The 17,267-nt window shown below is 52.2% G+C and carries 16 protein-coding genes and 1 pseudogene; 6 read left to right on the top strand and 11 right to left on the bottom strand.

Features of this window, described 5'->3' with window-relative positions; translation table 11 throughout:
* Positions 1-222: 222 nt before the first annotated feature.
* A pseudogene (locus tag H027_RS19435) lies at positions 223-630 on the top strand (methyl-accepting chemotaxis protein); the annotation flags it as partial.
* A gap of 53 nt (positions 631-683) precedes the next feature.
* Here the strand turns inward: H027_RS19435 and H027_RS0112190 are convergent.
* The 6 genes from H027_RS0112190 to H027_RS0112165 form a co-directional block, all read right to left on the bottom strand.
* Positions 684-1,943 carry a glutamate-5-semialdehyde dehydrogenase gene (locus tag H027_RS0112190; RefSeq protein WP_024872739.1) on the bottom strand — a complete coding sequence of 420 codons (1,260 nt, stop codon included), beginning with the start codon at positions 1,941-1,943 and terminating at the stop codon, positions 684-686.
* A gap of 12 nt (positions 1,944-1,955) precedes the next feature.
* Positions 1,956-3,059 (bottom strand): glutamate 5-kinase, encoded by a 1,104-nt coding sequence (gene proB / locus H027_RS0112185; RefSeq protein WP_024872738.1) that lies wholly within the window; start codon positions 3,057-3,059, stop codon positions 1,956-1,958.
* Positions 3,060-3,124: 65 nt separating this feature from the next.
* Positions 3,125-4,426: an esterase FrsA gene (gene frsA, locus H027_RS0112180; protein WP_024872737.1), complete on the bottom strand. Its 1,302-nt coding sequence runs from the start codon at positions 4,424-4,426 to the stop codon at positions 3,125-3,127.
* A gap of 124 nt (positions 4,427-4,550) precedes the next feature.
* A complete protein-coding gene (gpt, locus tag H027_RS0112175) occupies positions 4,551-5,012 on the bottom strand; it encodes a xanthine phosphoribosyltransferase (protein ID WP_024872736.1) in 462 nt (153 codons plus the stop codon).
* A 100-nt stretch (positions 5,013-5,112) separates the two neighbouring features.
* Positions 5,113-6,843, bottom strand: coding sequence for a bifunctional metallophosphatase/5'-nucleotidase (locus H027_RS0112170; protein WP_024872735.1), 1,731 nt, complete (start codon positions 6,841-6,843; stop codon positions 5,113-5,115).
* Between the two features lie 40 nt (positions 6,844-6,883).
* Positions 6,884-7,063, bottom strand: coding sequence for a hypothetical protein (locus H027_RS0112165; protein ID WP_024872734.1), 180 nt, complete (start codon positions 7,061-7,063; stop codon positions 6,884-6,886).
* A 44-nt stretch (positions 7,064-7,107) separates the two neighbouring features.
* Between H027_RS0112165 and H027_RS0112160 the strand changes: the two genes are divergently transcribed.
* Both H027_RS0112160 and H027_RS0112155 read left to right on the top strand, forming a co-directional pair.
* Positions 7,108-7,401 carry a hypothetical protein gene (locus H027_RS0112160; protein WP_024872733.1) on the top strand — a complete coding sequence of 98 codons (294 nt, stop codon included), beginning with the start codon at positions 7,108-7,110 and terminating at the stop codon, positions 7,399-7,401.
* A 64-nt stretch (positions 7,402-7,465) separates the two neighbouring features.
* Positions 7,466-8,920 (top strand): aminoacyl-histidine dipeptidase, encoded by a 1,455-nt coding sequence (locus H027_RS0112155; RefSeq protein ID WP_081741496.1) that lies wholly within the window; start codon positions 7,466-7,468, stop codon positions 8,918-8,920.
* Between the two features lie 57 nt (positions 8,921-8,977).
* Here the strand turns inward: H027_RS0112155 and dinB are convergent, their stop codons facing one another.
* The gene (gene dinB, locus H027_RS0112150) at positions 8,978-10,033 is read right to left on the bottom strand and encodes a DNA polymerase IV (protein ID WP_024872731.1); all 1,056 of its coding nucleotides are present in this window, start codon (positions 10,031-10,033) and stop codon (positions 8,978-8,980) included.
* Between the two features lie 69 nt (positions 10,034-10,102).
* Complete coding sequence (locus H027_RS0112145; protein WP_024872730.1) at positions 10,103-11,011, bottom strand: aldo/keto reductase; 909 nt, start codon at positions 11,009-11,011, stop codon at positions 10,103-10,105.
* A gap of 114 nt (positions 11,012-11,125) precedes the next feature.
* Here H027_RS0112145 and H027_RS0112140 point away from each other — a divergent pair, with 114 nt between their 5' ends.
* Complete coding sequence (locus tag H027_RS0112140) at positions 11,126-11,545, top strand: hypothetical protein (RefSeq protein ID WP_024872729.1); 420 nt, start codon at positions 11,126-11,128, stop codon at positions 11,543-11,545.
* Positions 11,546-11,591: 46 nt separating this feature from the next.
* On the opposite strand, the gene H027_RS0112135 is transcribed toward H027_RS0112140, so the two are convergent.
* A complete protein-coding gene (locus H027_RS0112135) occupies positions 11,592-12,620 on the bottom strand; it encodes an FAD:protein FMN transferase (protein WP_024872728.1) in 1,029 nt (342 codons plus the stop codon).
* 26 nt (positions 12,621-12,646) lie between these two features.
* Entirely contained in the window at positions 12,647-12,955 is a 309-nt protein-coding gene (locus H027_RS0112130; RefSeq protein WP_024872727.1) for a BolA family protein, read from the bottom strand.
* A 293-nt stretch (positions 12,956-13,248) separates the two neighbouring features.
* Between H027_RS0112130 and H027_RS0112125 the strand changes: the two genes are divergently transcribed.
* Positions 13,249-15,447 carry a tetratricopeptide repeat protein gene (locus H027_RS0112125; RefSeq protein ID WP_024872726.1) on the top strand — a complete coding sequence of 733 codons (2,199 nt, stop codon included), beginning with the start codon at positions 13,249-13,251 and terminating at the stop codon, positions 15,445-15,447.
* Positions 15,448-15,464: 17 nt separating this feature from the next.
* On the opposite strand, the gene H027_RS0112120 is transcribed toward H027_RS0112125, so the two are convergent.
* Positions 15,465-16,049: an alpha-ketoglutarate-dependent dioxygenase AlkB family protein gene (locus H027_RS0112120; protein ID WP_038149812.1), complete on the bottom strand. Its 585-nt coding sequence runs from the start codon at positions 16,047-16,049 to the stop codon at positions 15,465-15,467.
* Positions 16,050-16,122: 73 nt separating this feature from the next.
* Here H027_RS0112120 and H027_RS0112115 point away from each other — a divergent pair, with 73 nt between their 5' ends.
* Complete coding sequence (locus H027_RS0112115) at positions 16,123-17,259, top strand: methyltransferase (RefSeq protein ID WP_024872724.1); 1,137 nt, start codon at positions 16,123-16,125, stop codon at positions 17,257-17,259.
* Positions 17,260-17,267: the final 8 nt, after the last annotated feature.

Genomic DNA, 17,267 nt, shown 5'->3' with positions numbered 1-17,267 from the left:
CAACTGGAACATTATCGCGCACTGATGCCAGAACTCACCTCTCGGTTGGGTGATATTGAACATAACGTGCAGGACATCAGTAAGCAGGTATTACAGTTGGGTCATTCGTTATCCACGCACCTGAATCAGCTGGACACGTTACTCCAGCTGAACAACAGCATTCAGCCCAAAACCGTGACGCTGAACAGCAGTACCGAAAATATCAAAGAAATTCTGGACGTGATCAACAAAATTGCTGATCAGACTAATTTGCTGGCACTGAATGCCGCGATTGAAGCAGCCCGCGCAGGTGAACATGGCCGAGGATTTGCTGTTGTTGCCGAAGAAGTCCGCAAACTGGCGCAAATTACGCAAGAATCCCTGCAGAAAACAAATGACTCCATTCGTGGTCTGGTCGTGAATGTCGGTGATATTTCTGAGCTGATTGGACAGAACAGCTCCAGTGGGGATGAATTTGCTCGCAGTACGAATCATTTCAACTCCCGACTGGCAGAAGTATCGGATGATATCCAGAAAGCCAGCGATGCGATTGTTTATGCCGTCTCAGCATTACGCAACGCCAGTACGCACGCGGAGAGAGTGAATGAACGGATGAAGACGCTGGATAAACTGACCGATATGCTGGATTAATCTTGTGATAAAAAAACAGCCGCAGATGCGGCTGTTTTGATATGACAGAATCATTAACTCCGGCTGAGATAATCCGCCTGACCAATCCATTTGTAGCTGGTCAGTTCAGTTAATCCCATTGGTCCGCGCGCGTGCAGCTTCTGTGTAGAAACCGCAACTTCAGCGCCTAAGCCAAACTGGGCGCCATCGGTAAAACGCGTGGATGCGTTCACATACACCGCTGCAGAACCAGCCGCATTGATGAAGTATTCTGCATTTTTCAGATCGTTGGTCAGAATGGCATCAGAGTGGCAAGCATCATGTTCATGCAGATGCGCAATCGCCGCTTTCACATCCGGCACCACTTTGACACCGAGCGTCAGGCTCAGCCATTCGGTATCAAAATCTTCCGCACCGGCTTCGCGTAAACGTTCAGCACCAGCCGCTTGCAGCAACAGATAGGCTTGTGGCTCTGCCACCAGCGTCACATTCTGTTGATTCATTCGAGTCACTAATACCGGTACGATCTGCGCTGCAATTTTTTCATTCAGCAGCAGTGTATCCAACGCATTACAGGCTGAAGGACGTTGCACCTTGGCATTATCAATCACCCCAATGGCCCGCTCCAGATCCGCACTTTCATCGACATACAGATGACTGACACCGAACCCACCGATAATGACCGGGATCGTGCTCTGATCCTTACACAGGCGATGCAGATTCGCGCCACCGCGTGGGATGATCATATCCACATACTGATCCATCACCAGCAACTCGCTGACCAGGGCCCGATCCGGGCTTTCGATATATTGTACCGATGCCGCAGGCAAGCCGCTCTTGGCTAACGCAGCCTGAATGACTTTGACCAGTGCCATATTGGAATTAAACGTCTCACGGCCGCCACGCAGAATGCTGGCATTGCCTGTTTTCAGACACAGGGCTGCGATATCAATCGTGACATTCGGGCGGGCTTCATAAATCACGCCAATCACGCCAATCGGTACACGACGACGCGACAGACGCATGCCATTTTCCAGCATACGGCTATCAATTTCTGACCCCACCGGATCATCCAGCATCACGACTTTGCGCACATCCGCCACGATCCCGGCCAGACGAGATTCATTCATTAACAAACGATCCAGCATGGCATCGGTCAGTCCGGCGGCGCGACCAGCTTCAATATCGATCGCATTGGCAGCTAAAATCGATGCCTGTTGCAGTTCCAGCTCATCGGCCATCGCCAGCAATGCCTGGTTTTTACGTGCCGTTGCGGCTACAGCCAACTCAAATGAGGCTTCACGGGCTGCTTTGCCCATTGCTAATAAACTCATGCTTCTATCCTCTTACAGCAATACCATGTCATCACGATGGATTGCCACCGGACCATAGCCATAACCTAAACAGGCTTCAATTTCATCGGAATGATGACCACGTACACGCTCTAATTCATCTGCCGTATAACGGGTGATCCCGCGGGCCAGCTCTTTTCCTTCCGGCGTGATAATGCGAACCGCCTCACCACGACCAAACTCGCCGCTGATTTGAGTGATCCCCTTCGGCAGCAGGCTGGAGCCTTTTTCATAGACCGCTTTTACTGCCCCGGCATCGATGTGTATTTCGCCGTGCGATTGCGGCCCGGCCAGTATCCAGCTTTTGCGTCCTTCCAGCGGATTGGACTGCGCTTTAAACCGAGTGCCGACTTTTTCATTGTTCGCCAGACGCCCGACCACTTCCGGGGTCTTGCCACTGGCAATCACGACCTCAATGCCGGAACGGCAGGCAATATCCGCAGCCTGCAGCTTGGTCGACATACCGCCCGTCCCCAAACCACTGATGCTATCGCCGGCCAGACTCCGTAATTGATCGGTAATTTCGGTGACTTCCTCAATCAGTGTCGCCTCTGGATTAGTACGCGGATCAGCCGTAAACAGACCTTTCTGATCGGTCAGCAGAATTAATAAATCGGCATCGGCCAGAATCGCGGCCCGCGCCGACAGGTTGTCATTATCACCGACCTTAATCTCGGCAATCGCGACGGCATCATTTTCGTTGATCACAGGAATAATGCGGTTATGCAGCAACGTCTGCAAAGTGTCACGCGCGTTCAGGTAGCGTTCACGATCTTCCAGATCGGCACGAGTCAGCAATAACTGGCCGATCTGCAGCCCGTAAATACTGAACAAGTTCTGCCAGACCTGCATCAGGTGACATTGTCCCACCGCCGCCAGCATCTGCTTATTGGGCATGGTGGGGGGAAGATCGGGGTAACCCAACTTCTCGCGACCTGCGGCGATGGCGCCGGAAGTCACAACCACAACTTGATGCCCGTGACGATGCAAGGCAGCACACTGACGTACCAGCTCAACCATATGAGCCTGATCCAATTTACGTGTGCCGCCGGTAAGAATGCTGGTGCCCAGCTTGACGACGATGGTTTTGCTTTTCATTGCTGCGATAACCCTCCATGAAGGGTTTCTTTATACCGAGGCTAACCGCCCCCTGCAACGGAATTTCACAGCAATTTTATACGTTCCGTAGATCCGAGATTAAAATGCAAACGCAACCACTCGCCAATTTCACTCATCATCCGATTCATTTGCTCTTTGACCGGCTCTTTATCCAGCACAACGGCTTTACCATTCAGGCTGGATGAGGCCAGCAAACGGATGTCTGCCTCTGGACAAATGAAGTCTCTGCGATGCCCCATACTGAGAATGGGAACGCGTGTTTTGGTGACGCCCGCCAACCCTTGTCGTTTCAATGAAAAGACCTGACATTTTTTCTGTAATTCTTCCCAGTCGGCAGCATCCATATTCAGTCGGTTCGCCAGACTGGCCCGCATCATCGGCGGAGACAGGGCAAATTGGGTCGGATCGGTAAAGTAGTTGTGCATGCCGGGGCCAATGCACACCACGGCCTTCATCCGTAACTGTTCCAGATAGGCGAGCCGCACCGCAACGTTGCCACCCAGACGAAACCCCACCATGCCGATGCGCTGATCATCCACCCACGGTACGTCTTTCAAATATTGCAATACGGCCTGATGCAGACGGCTGGAGTCTTCAACCAACGGCCATTGACTGGAATAGCCGCAGCCGGGCAGATCCAGTGACAACATGCCGATACCGAGCGGAGCCAGTACGTTTTTAAACAGCAGAATGAAGTCGAGTTGCAGGCTGTCGATGGCCCCTGTGACCATCACCAAAGGCACCGGATGATCGTCATGAGGCAGATGCAGATAGCCTTTGATTTCTTTACCACGGAACGGAACTTTTAACTCTTTCAATGGCACCGGCAGCAAATGGCCGCCTTCCCGATAGGCAATATTGGCCATGACCTGGGCTTGCTCGGCCAACTCATCCCCTTTTAGATGGGGGTAACTGGCAATCGAGTAGTAACGGGCCGCCATGAAATACTCTTTCCGAGCCAGACGAGGTTGCCCGGCATCTTCAGCCTCTTTGGCTTTGCGGTTATGCAGCCCGGCCAGCTGACTCCATTCATAACACCAGTTTCCCGGTACAAAGCCCTGTACGGTATCCAGTTGCTGCGGATTAGTCCTGACACCATCACTGGTTGCGATACGAGCCAGCACATCCTCCATTTCGATCATGTCGGCACCCTGCCAGATCCAGAATGCGCGACGCAGTATGCGAAACCAGGATGGCGTGCATAAGCCGTCGATCAGAAATTGCTCCTGGGGTTCACAAGGTAGTGAGGAGCCGGAATTGGAAACCGTGGAGGTTTCGTGGACTTTAAATGGTTTAACCTTGTTAAACAGCGTTTCGCTCAGGTTTTTTTCAGATGGTGCAGACATATCCACTCCGCATGTGGTTTTTTATATTGTCGCACTATCGCTGCAAAAATGAAAAATCGGAGTTGTGAAAAAGAGAAACCGGCATTGAAAAAAAGAAGGCTTCCGATGGAAGCCTTCTTTTTTACTAATTTTCTTCGCAGATTGGCGGCACAAAGCAATGCACCATATCCCATGGTTGTTCGATCCAAGTATCTTGTGGAATAGATACTTCAAAATCATCAACCAGATGTTCACCTTTCGGTTTGGCAAAAACGGTCACCAGTTTTGCCTTGGGATACATCTCTTTCAGCACGCGGGCAGTATTCCCACTGTCAACCAGATCGTCCACGATCAGGAAGCCTTCACCATCCCCATCAATACGTTTCAATACATTCAGGTCGCCCTGATTATCATGCTCGTAGCTGGAAATACAGATAGTATCAACAAAACGGATACCCAGTTCACGCGCCATAATGGCAGCCGGAACCAGACCACCACGGCTAACCGCTAAAATGCCTTTCCATTGGCTTGCTGGAAGCTGACGACGAGATAAACGGCGCGCTTCACGATGCAGATTTTCCCACGAAACATAAAACTTTTTGCTCATAAACTAACCTATTGGGGATGTAAAAACGGTTAACTCGTTAGCTTACCAGAGCTGTTGCCAATAAATAGTATTTTTCATCGGTTTTATGTGTTCATGCGTGTTAGCTAACCATTCTGCTGAGATTTAGCTGATAAAGGGGTTCCGCAGGCGGCGTCAGAATACCGCGGGAACGGGCATAGTTGATGAAGGCATCGGAGATAATCAGCCCCAGTAATTCCGGTTCTGAACGCTGCTCTAGTAATGCATGATAGCCCTCTTTGCCCATGGCGGTATAACTGGTGGTGATCAGACGATAATCACGCTGTTCATCAAATAGCTGCCATTGGCCCTGCCGGTCTTTCACATGCAGCTGCCGCACCCGCTGCCCTCTTGGTGCATCGGCATGGTAGCTGTAGCGTAAATTGGCCGGATAAGGAAAGCTGCCACTGCCGCCGAGTTCCAGCGCATTCACAATAGCCCCTTCTAGGGCTTGCCGCAGTTGCCCGCCTCGCACGTCAAAATGGCTGATGGTGCTGGCAAAAGGCAATAACCGCCCGGCTAACTCGGCCGCACTGACCGGCCCCGGCGGCAGCGAAATGCGGGCACCGCCAGCATTAAATATGGCCACATCGACCTCAATGCCCATCTCATGCGCCTGAAACAGCATAGCTTCGGCCACCAATGGCGCGACCTGACTGCCACCCCGTTCATCTGGGATCCGGACATGGCGCAGCCCCCGCGGTAAGGAAACGACCTGATCGCTGGCATAGCGATGCAGTTTGGAGCGGTACTGGCGGGCAATCGTACGTTCCATCGCCGCATCCGGCGCGACCATTCTGACGCGGGGATGCTGACGTAAAAAACGTCGCACCATGCGTTGTTGCAGAGGAAACAGTCGGTCGCCATGTTGCGATAGCAAGGTGGCATCATCACTGGTCAGTAGCACATTACCGCCCTCTTCGATGCGCATTTTGCCATCCGCCAGCAGCGCAATGTTGGCCAACCCCACCATCAGTGCGTTATATCCGGCCTGTACTACCAGCGTTTGATTGATGCGTTCACCGTAAGTCAGCCCTTCCGCTAACCCCATCGCGCTGAAATCCCCCTGCAGGGTGTGAGTGTGCCCGCCGACAATCAGTGAGATGCCGTCAACCTCCTGAGCCAGCCTGCAATCCCGCGGATACCCCAGATGACTGAGCAGGATAATGTGTTCAATTCCTTCCGCATGGATCTGCTGGATAACGGCCCGCGCAGTTTCGATGACCGGCAGAAATTGAGAATCACCATCCGGCGCGGCGATATCCGGCATGTTGTCCAGCACCAAGCCAAATACTGCGACCGGGATATCATTCATCCATTTCACAATGTAGGGCTTCGGATGTGCCGGGTTTTGCCAGCTCACCATCAGCGGATGATCCTGCATACGGGTCGGTTTGTCTTTGGCCTCACCAGCCAGATCCCAGTTTGCGGCCAGTAATGGGAAACGGATCTGACGCAGAAAATTGGCCAGGGGGGCATTGCCGGTATCCAATTCGTGATTACCCACCACCATGGCATCAACACCCAGTTGATTCAGTAAACTGGCGTTGGCCTGCCCTTTAAAGCAGGAGAAATAGAGGGTGCCCTGAAAGCTGTCGCCGGCATCCAGCAGTAAAAAAGGCATGTGCTCTTGGATCGCCCGCTGGCGCGCTCGCTTGAGAAAGCCAGCTAAACGAGGAAAACCGCCACAATGCAGACGAATATCGGTATGTCCTTCCGGTAAGGCTAACCGCAGCGGTAAAGCGGTTTCATCAAAATGCGAGTGTGTATCGTTGATATGCGCCAGATAGAAGCGCCCTAATAATGCAGACATGCAGGCTCCGTAACGACACTGAATGTTACAGGAGGTCAGGTTATACACCCAACCCCTCCTGTCGGGCAATGACAAACTGTTCTTCTGTGTCACGCTGCCCGGCAAAGATGACAATAGAATGACTAATCGCTAAAAAGCGGTGATCACACTTTATCTTTGAATATACGCAGGACTTTTCACTTTGGATCGCTGTTGTGACTTCTGTCAGGTCGGCTTTCATGGCATCATTTTCCGGTTTTCAGTTAAAGCACAAGGTCGCTCACCATGGCGCTGTTTTCCTATATTTTTATCACGGTCTGGTTCTGCTTCTGGGTCGGCCTCATGTATAACCAGCCGCATCGATCGCAGAAACAGAAAATCGTCTGGATCGCCGGTTGGTCATTGGCGGCCATCGCCGTCAATCAGTTTATCAATCGTGGCGTCATTCACTGGCTGCCTGAAACGGTTGATCCCATGCAACATGCTTATTATGTGATGTATCTGTTCAGTGCCAGCTCGCTGATCACAGGTCTGATCCTCTTTGTCGGATTACTGTTTTTCCGTCGTTCCACCAAATAATCGCCCCTAATTATTCTGCGCAGCCGTTGGTTGCGCTCCTATTGTTATGCAGGAGAAATGCGTCATGAGTGAATTACTGCAACTCACGCCTTCACATCTGTGGTTCTTTTTCGATAAGTTTTGCCAAATCCCGCGTCCGTCGAAGCATGAAGCCGCCCTGAGCCAATGGATCCAGGATTGGGCTAAAACCCAAGGCATCAGTGTCAAAGTTGATCCGGCAGGTAATTTGATACTGAAAAAACCAGCCACGCCCGGTTTTGAACAGCGGAAAAGCGTGATCCTCCAGGCGCACATCGATATGGTGCCGCAGGCCAATGCCGACACGGCTCATGATTTCACCAAAGATCCGATCCAGGCTTATGTCGATGGTGAATGGGTACGCGCCCGTGGCACCACTTTGGGCGCCGACAATGGTATCGGGGCCGCAGCCTGTTTAGCGGTGCTGGCCGATGATTCTGTCCAGCACGGCCCGTTAGAAGTGCTGCTGACGGTCGATGAAGAAGCCGGTATGGGCGGCGCATTCGGCTTACAGGCCGGCTGGCTGGACGGCGAAATTCTGCTGAACACCGATTCCGAACAGGATGCCGAAGCCTATATGGGCTGTGCCGGTGGTGTGGATGCCAACATTCGTTTCGCCATGCAACGCGAAACAGCCCCGCTGCACTATCAGGCGTTTCGCATTCAACTGAAAGGGCTGCGTGGCGGACACTCCGGCGTCAACATTCATCAGGATCGGGGCAACGCCAACAAACTGCTCAGTCGCTTGCTGCTGGATTTGCAGGCCGAATCGATCCATCTGGCCAGCCTCAGTGGTGGCACATTACGCAATGCGATCCCCCGCGAGGCGGAGGCCCTGATCCTGGTCGAGCCCGCCCGTGTGGATGCCGTGCTGGCATTGGTGGCGGAACGGACACAGGTGTTACAAAACGAATTGAAGGAAGTCGACAGTCACCTGCAAATCGTGATGACTCCGGCTGAATCACCGGCCGACTGTTTCAGCGCCGCTGACCAGCGCCGTCTGTTGCAGTTGCTGGTCGCCTGCCCGAATGGCGTGATCCGTATGAGTCACGCTATTGAAGGAGTGGTGGAAACCTCAACCAATCTGGGGGTGATCCAAACCCGGGCCGAGGGGGTCTATATTCAATGTCTGATCCGTTCGCTGAATGATGAAGGGCGCCATTATGTGCAGCAGATGACCGCCTCGCTATGTGCGCTGGCCGGTGTCGATTGCCAGTTTGATGGCGCCTATCCGGGCTGGGCTCCGAACCCCGATTCACCAGCACTGGCGCTGTTGCGACAGAAACATGAAGAACTGTTTGGCGAGTTACCCAAACTGATGGTGATCCATGCCGGTCTGGAGTGTGGCTTGTTCAAGGCACAATATCCGCACTGGGATATGGTCTCCTTTGGCCCGACCATTCAGGGAGCTCATTCACCGGATGAACGGGTGCATATTCCGGCCGTCGCGCGGTTCTGGCAATTGCTGGTTGCCATGCTGGCCGCCATTCCCAACAAGTAATCCCCGCTCACCACATGCCGTCTGCACTGGCGGCATGTGGTTCTCTCCTGTAATCCGTTATTGCAAATCTAAGGGAAGCTGCAAGGTATTGCTGGCAGCCGGTAATCCGATATTGATGCCAACCAGTCGTACCGGTTTGCCTCCGCCGCGCAGCCAGGCCTCATGCAGTAATTCATCGAACAAATGCGGAGAGAACGCACTGACGGAACGTTCCACCGTCGTCTGCTGAAAATCGGCAAATTTAATTTTCACGCCCTGCCGGGCAATTTGTCCCTGCCACTCCCGGCGTTGCAGCCGTTTGGATAGCTCATTCAGTAAGTCTGGCAACATGGCATGCCCTTGTTCCTCATGCACAATGTCGGTCGCAAAGGTCGTTTCGACACCGACTGACTTGCGCTCACGCGAGGTCTGCAAGGGGCGCTCATCAATGCCATAAGCCCGTTCTAGCAGCATCAGCCCGGTTTTGCCCAGCAGATACAATAATTGTCGCCGCGGAAATTGCTGCACATCCGCACAGGTATGTAGCCCTAATTGTGAAAGGCGCTCCGCTGTTTTTCCTCCGATGCCGGGGATCCGCGATAATGCCAGTTGCTGTATAAATTGCGGCACCTCTGCCGGAGACAACACAAATAAACCGTCGGGCTTGTTTTGTTCAGAGGCGATCTTGGCGAGAAATTTATTGGGGGCCACCCCTGCCGATGCCGTCAGCTGGAGTTCCTGCAAAATATCTGCACGAATGGCTTCGGCTATCCGGGTCGCACTGCCCTGAAACAGCGGGCTGTCGGACACATCCAGATAGGCTTCATCAATCGACACCGGCTCGATAATTGGACTATAACGGGCGAAGATCTGCATCACCTGACGCGATACGGCACTGTATACCGACATGCGCCCCGGTAATAACACCAGCCGCGGGCATAAGCGGAAAGCATGTGCGGTGGCCATGGCCGAACGCACCCCATAACGTCGGGCGACATAGTTACAGGTGGCGATCACGCCACGACGTTCCGCCGGGCTGCCGATCGCTAACGGCAGAGAGACCAGTGCCGGATTGTCGCGCATCTCTACTGCCGCAAAAAAGCAGTCCATATCGACGTGGATAATTTTTCTCATAGAAATACTGTACATAAAAACAGTATTTCTAAGTTTATCCTGCCAGCCGACGGACTGCAAGTCAGAGGATCAAGCGACCTCGTGCCCTTGAGACGCTTCCCAGATCTGGAACCATTGCTCGCGCGTCAGGCTCAGTTCCTTGGCGGCCACGGCAGCTCGCACCCGATCGATATTGCCAGAGCCAATAATAGGTAATGGCTGGCATGGCAGTTTCAGCAACCAAGCGTAAATCACCTGATCCAAACCGGCACCGCCCAGCTCTTCGCTGATGTTGCTCAATACCGTGCGTAAACGATGCGCCTGTTCCGTTTGTGATGTGAAGATCGCACCTCCGCCCAAGGCAGACCAGATCATGGGGCGGATCCGCTTCATCTGCATTTGATCCAGCGTGCCATCATGCAGCGCAAACAGATTGATCGGGTTGACCTCCACCTGATTCGTCACCAACGAAAAATCCAGGCGGGATTGCAATAAGTCAAACTGATAAGGCGTGAAATTGGAAACACCGAAATGGCGAACTTTACCGCTGGCCTGCAGACGGGTAAATGCCTCAGCCACCTCATCGGCATTCATCAACGGGTCAGGACGATGGATCAGCAACAGATCCAGGTAGTCTGTTCCCAGATGCGTCAACGAGGCTTCAACCGAGGCCACAATGTGCGCGGCAGAGGTGTCATAATGCTTCACGGTGCGCTGCGGATATTTATCGGACAGCAATTTGATATCACATTTGCTGACGATCTCCAGCTGCTGACGCAGAGCTGGTTCCAGCGCCAGCGCCTCGCCAAACAGTTGTTCGCAACTGTAATTGCCATAAATATCGGCATGGTCAATCGATGTAATGCCCAGTTCGAGGTGTTGTTTCAAAAAATCCAGCCGCTGAACGGGTGACATCTGCCAGTCAGCCAGTCGCCAGTAGCCTTGAATAAATTCGGATAACTGAAAGCCGTTCGGTGCTGCTTCTACACGTGAAATCATGAATCTTTCCGCCTGTTTTTGTTGTAATACTTTGTTGTAATGATCGCATGCTAAAGAGGTCGGCTTCCGACTACAATGCAGCATCACTCTTTTCACGAACTAAGGTACGAATTTATGAGCTTTGCCGCACGGTTAGCCGAACTCATTGGTGAAGAAAGTATCAGCGGATTTGCCCGTCGCGTCGATTTGAACGAGGCCTTGATCCGTAAATATTTAAAAGGCAGTGAGCCCGGTCTGCTGAAAGCCAATCAAATTGCCATGCGCGCCAATTGTTCGCTGGAGTATTTATCCACCGGATGCGGTTACCTTTACCGTCAGGCGGAGGTCGTTGATGCCGAGGCATTGAAGATGAGTTATGAAGAAGTCATGAATAAACCCATCACCGACAGCGAATTAGAAAAATTGGTCGCCATGGTTTCCGGTTATCAGTTTTTACGTTCGCATAAACGGCCGGATGGTTTTCTGGATCAGGACGGTATGCGTCAGTTTCTCAATCTGGCGAAACAGGTCACGCCTGAAAAATCGGGCAACTAGGAATAATGTAGAAAACAGGGAGCTTAAAGCCCCCTGTCGGATGGTTTTATTTCACCAGATACGGTTTAAAGGCATCGGTGTATTCGGCTTTAAACCCTTGGTCGGTTTTACTGATCAGGTACACCGCCAGATGTTGTTCTTTCGCGAATGCGAGTGCTTTTTCCGGCCCCATCACCATCAGCGCCGTATCCAGACCATCGGCCTCCAGTGCGGTCGGCGTGATCACTGTCGCCGAAACTAATTTATGCGTGATCGGTTTGCCCGTGACCGGGTCGATAATGTGGGAATAGCGTTTGCCATCCAGTTCATAATAATTCCGATAACTGCCGGAGGTACTGATAGCCCGGCCATCCGGTTGCACAATCGCCTGTACCTCTTCAATTTCATCGGTCGGTTTCTGGATCGCCAGACGCCACGGTTCACCTTTCGCATTGAGCCCCCGGCTGCGGGACGCACCGGCAATTTCAACCAGATAATTGTGTACGCCACGGGATTCCAGGAAATCAGCCACCTTATCGGCCCCAAATCCTTCACCGACGGTCGACAGGTCAACGTACATATCCGGCTGATCTTTACGCATCGTGGCGTGGTCAGAACTCACATCCACATGCAAACGCTTGATCCCCACCTTGACTCGGGCGGCGGCAATCTGTGCATCGGTCGGGGTTTTAATCGGCCGTTTGTCAGGTCCGAACCCCCACAGATTCACCAAAGGCCCCACGGTAACATCCAACACGCCATGTGTACGTTCACCTACCCGAACGCTGCTGATTACAATGTCGGCCATGTCTTGGGAAATGGGGAACGGCTGTGTCGAGTTAAATTGATTGAATTTGGATAATGACGAGTTTGGATCGTATGTCGAAATTTCATCATTGTAGTGTTTCAACAAACCGTCGACCTGCGACTGTAATGCCTGTTCACCACCAGGAAAATCACCCACCACCTTCACGCCATAGAAAGTGCCCATCGTGCGGCCGTGTATTTCCAGCATCGGTCGTTCTGTTGGCGGTTTGTCACATCCCCACAACAAGGTCAGTGCGAATATGATAATTGCACGTTTATTCAACGACATACTACTCCTCCTGCCGTCCGTTAATTTTAATGTCCGGCGCACTGGGTTGATTCAGGTAATTGTTCGCCTCGCGCCAGCCACTCTGTTGGGGTGTACGTATGTAACGCCAGCGCATGTACGCCATTTTGCAAGGCTTGCGCCAACAACGCATTGACTCGGCGATGACGCGCAATCAGACGTTCACCATCAAAAACCGTGCTGACAACCACCACTTTGAAGTGACTTTCCGCATCTGGGCTGCTGGAACGATGCAAATAGCTTTCGTTTGTTACAGACAACCAGTCGGGTTTCAACCCCTGTTGTAAGGTTTGTTCAATAAATTGTTGAATTGACATAGTTATCCTCCGAAAAGAGTTTAAAGCGCAACAGCATAACGATTACACCACGACAAACAACCCGACAGAGAACAAGGTTATAGTCAACCGGTGTCATGGCTGAAATTCTACGGATGACCCAGCTTGTTGATAACACTTATCAACACTTACAAATCTTAACGATCATTATTTAATCTTTGCACCCTGTTGGCTGGTTGGGTGGATCCGTTGCTCGTTATAGTGATCACACTCAATTTGGGTCAACATTGCCTGCTTAGTGACGATGCTGACCATTAGCTCGACCGATCGTCATTATGCTCACAACACCGACTGGTTTAACCACACCAGAGCAATATCTGTTACAAGGACAATGGCTGCATGAGCAGGGTCAGCTCGCAGATGCGCAAGCCTGTTACATCAGCATACTGCAACAAAATCCTCAGCACGCAACTGCACTGCATTTATTTGGTATTTCCCTTTATCAGCAGCAGCGCTATGCCGAAGCCGCTTATCTGTTGCAACAAGCACAACAGTTATCACCCGATGACAGCGATCTGTTATCCGATCAAGGCTTGGTGTTAATGGCCAACGGAGATTACACCTCCGCTTTGGCCTGCTTTGATAAAGCCATCGCGCTGGTGCCAACGATGTGCGCCGCCTGGAATAATCGCGGCGTTGTATTGCAACATTTGCAACGACAAACCGAAGCGAATGACTGTTGGTTGCAGGTTTTACTATTCAAGCCTGATCACAAAGATGCACTGCTCAATCTCGGGCTCTCTTATCGTCAACACGATCAGGCAGCAGCAGCGCTGGAACTGTTTGGTCTGTTGCTGCAACACTACCCGACCGATGTCATCGGCTGGCGGGAAATGGCCAAAACATTGGTGCAGACCGGGTTGTATCATCAGGCGTTACATTATATTGAACAGGCACTTTTATATGCGCCGGATAGCAATGACTGTCTCACCGAACAAGGGTTGATCCTGCGCCATTTACAACGTTATGACGAGGCCTTGTCTTGTTTTGAGCGGGTCGCCGAACGCCAGCCGCAATCGGCCGATGCAGCCAATAATTGTGGCGTGATCCTCGATGACTTAAAGCGATATGACGCTGCCCAGATATGGTATCAGCAAGGGTTACAACAAGAGCCGGAACATCTGGATGCCCGCTTTAATCTTGCGGTGAGCCTGGAAAAACAGGGCAAATATGAACAATCGCTCCATCATTATCAGCAACTGACCGAACAGCACCCTGACCATGTGACCGCCTGGCACGGCATGGGAGGCATCTTCCTGCAACAACGCAAGCTCGGTCAGGCGTTGCGATGCTATCGCAAAGGGCTGATGTTATCACCGGATAATGCCGATCTCTGGCACGATTGCGCCATTGTATTGCGCGACATGCAACGGCACTGGCTCGCGTTCAGTTGCCTGTGGCGAGCCTTGCAGATCCGACCCCATTTTGCCAGCGCACTGAATACCCATGGCATGATGCTCTATGAGCTGCACCAGTTTGAAGATGCGGAAGACGATTTCCAGCAGGCACTGGCACTGGCCCCAGATATGGTGGAAATCAACTGGAACAGAGCCCATTGCCAACTGATCCAGGGCAATCTGCTGCTCGGCTGGCAATTATATGAATCGCGTTTCCAATGGCCAGTTCTGCAATCACTGCAACGCCAATGGCAGACACCACAGTGGCAAGGCGAACCCTTTCTCGCCGGGCAGACCATTTTACTCTATGCCGAACAGGGTTATGGCGACACGATCCAATTCTGTCGCTATGTGTCACTGGTGATCCAACGTGGTGCCCGCGTGATACTGGAGGTTCAACCCGCGTTATGTCGTCTGTTAGCCCAGTTACCAGGAGTAGAACAGCTCATCGCCCGGGGTGAGCCATTACCGGCACATGACTGGCAATGTTCGCTGATGAGTTTGCCGCGTGCATTTGCTACGACGCTCAACACCATCCCGAATGAACAAAGCTACCTCAAAATCGCGACAACAAAACGCAATAAGGCCCCCCTTGCGCATGTCACAGCTTTGCCGCAAATCGGCTTTGTCTATGCCGGCAACCCGCATCATCATAATGATCGCGCTCGCTCTATTCCGTTGCCCCTTTTCCAGACCTTGCTGACCTTTCCCTTCGCAGAATTTGTATGTCTGCAACATCCGGTCACACCGGCCATGAAGCATTCATTGTCGGAATTACAGGTTCGATATCCTGACCGTGCCATTCAGGATTTTATGGACACGGCCGCGATTATTGCGGAACTGGATCTGGTCATCACCGTGGATTCAGCCGTCGCACATCTGGCCGGCGCGCTGGGGAAAGAAGTCTGGATTTTGCTGGCTTATAACAATGACTGGCGCTGGCTGACAGAACGCGCCGACACGCCCTGGTATCGTTCAGCCCGCTTATTTCGCCAACCGATGCTCGGCGACTGGCAAAGCGTGATCTCTGAGGTGCAGCAGGAACTGACGCACCGCTTCAGCGAGATCCTCATGTAACCAACAGACAGACCCGATCAAGAATCGGTGAGGATCTGGCGGAATGTCAGATTGATCCGTCCGTCATGAACCCGGGCCATTTTAGGTAGTGCATGCAACCAGTGATGTTGCATGCGGCCGCCCATGACCAACAGGCTACCATTTGTCAGCTGCACGGTCTGTTTGAGTGGTTCATGTTTATGCTTCAGGCTAAACCGGCGGGTAGCGCCGAGACTCAGCGAAGCAATCAGCGGATTTTCACCCAGTTCAGGCTCATCATCACTGTGCCAGCCCATCGAGTCTTGCCCATTCCGGTAGTAATTCAGCAAGACGCCATTAAAACGAGCCCCCACAGCCTGCTCCACTTTCTGTTTTAACGGCAGAAACCAGTCAGGCCAGGCCGTCGCCGGTAATGTCAGACGGGAATAGGTGTAACTGGCTTCGCCATACCAGCAGATAAGCCTAGGCTGTAAATGAACCTGACCAAACATCCGGATCGGCAGTTGTTGCCATGCCACTCGTTGCAAGAGGCACTGATACCAGCGTTCGGCTTCGTCCGGCGACAGAAAATCGGCCTGCCAGTCTAACTCCGCATCCGGCAGCAATTGGCGTTCCAATGGCATTTTCTGCTCCGCTTGTTTGGTCTCAGAGATGATGACAGGTAGAATAGCGCCAATTTGATGAGATGGAAGCCACATGACTTTGTTGACGCTGGAAACACGCAGTTTAACGCTGCATCGTTATCCTTCTACGACCGATCCCAACCTGCAAGCCTGGGATGCGGCTGATGAATATCTGTTACGGGAACTGACCGCCGAGCAATTAAAAGCCGCCACAGAACAAGGGCCGATTCTGATCCTCAATGACAGTTTCGGCGCACTCGCCTGCGGACTGGCCGATTATCAGCCCGTCGCGATCAGCGATTCCTTCCTCAGTCAGGAGGCAACCCGGCGTAACTGGCAAAGCAACGAACTGGATGAACAGCAACTGCATTTGCAGGATGTACTGGCGCCATTACCCGAAGCTCCGTCGCTGGTGATCATTAAAGTGCCGAAAACTCTGGCGATGCTGGAATATCAGTTGTTACGTCTGCGCGATGTAGTGACGCCGCAAACGCGGATTATTGCAGCGGGCAAAGCCAAAGAGATACACAACTCCACGCTGGCGTTGTTTGAGCAAATCTTCGGTAAAACCACCACCTCGCTGGCCTGGAAAAAGGCACGATTGATTTATGCCGACGTTGAAGAGAAGGCGCCCATCGCCAACCCGTATCCGACGGTTTGGCCATTAGAGAACAGTTCTTATCAGATTACCAACCATGCCAATGTGTTTTCCCGTGCCTCGTTGGATATCGGTGCCCGCTTCATGCTGCAAAATCTGCCGAGACAGAAAAAAGGGGTGATGATCGATCTCGGTTGTGGCAATGGGGTGTTGGGCCTGATGGCACTGGAATATAACCCGGAAGCCGAATTATGTTTTCTGGATGAGTCCTTTATGGCGGTCGCTTCCAGTCAGCAAAATGTGGCGCAAAACCGTCCGCAGGATCTGGCGCGCTGTCAGTTTCGCGCCAGCCATTCGCTGAGTGGCATTGAGAGTCACAGCGTCGATCTGATCCTGTGTAATCCGCCCTTCCATCAACTGCAAACCATCACCGATGAAATTGCCTGGCAGATGTTTAAAGATGCCAAACGCTGCCTGAAACGGGGCGGCGAACTCTGGATTGTCGGCAATCGGCATTTAAATTATCACATTAAGTTAAAACGTCTGTTTGGCGGTGCAGAATGTATTGCCAGCAACAGTAAATTTGTTATTTTACGAACCATAAACCGATAGGAGCTTCC

This window comes from Tolumonas lignilytica, from assembly GCF_000527035.1.
Lineage (GTDB): Bacteria > Pseudomonadota > Gammaproteobacteria > Enterobacterales > Aeromonadaceae > Tolumonas > Tolumonas lignilytica.
The sequence above is the reverse complement of the archived record's forward strand: the minus strand, read 5'-3'. Positions and strand labels throughout refer to the sequence as shown.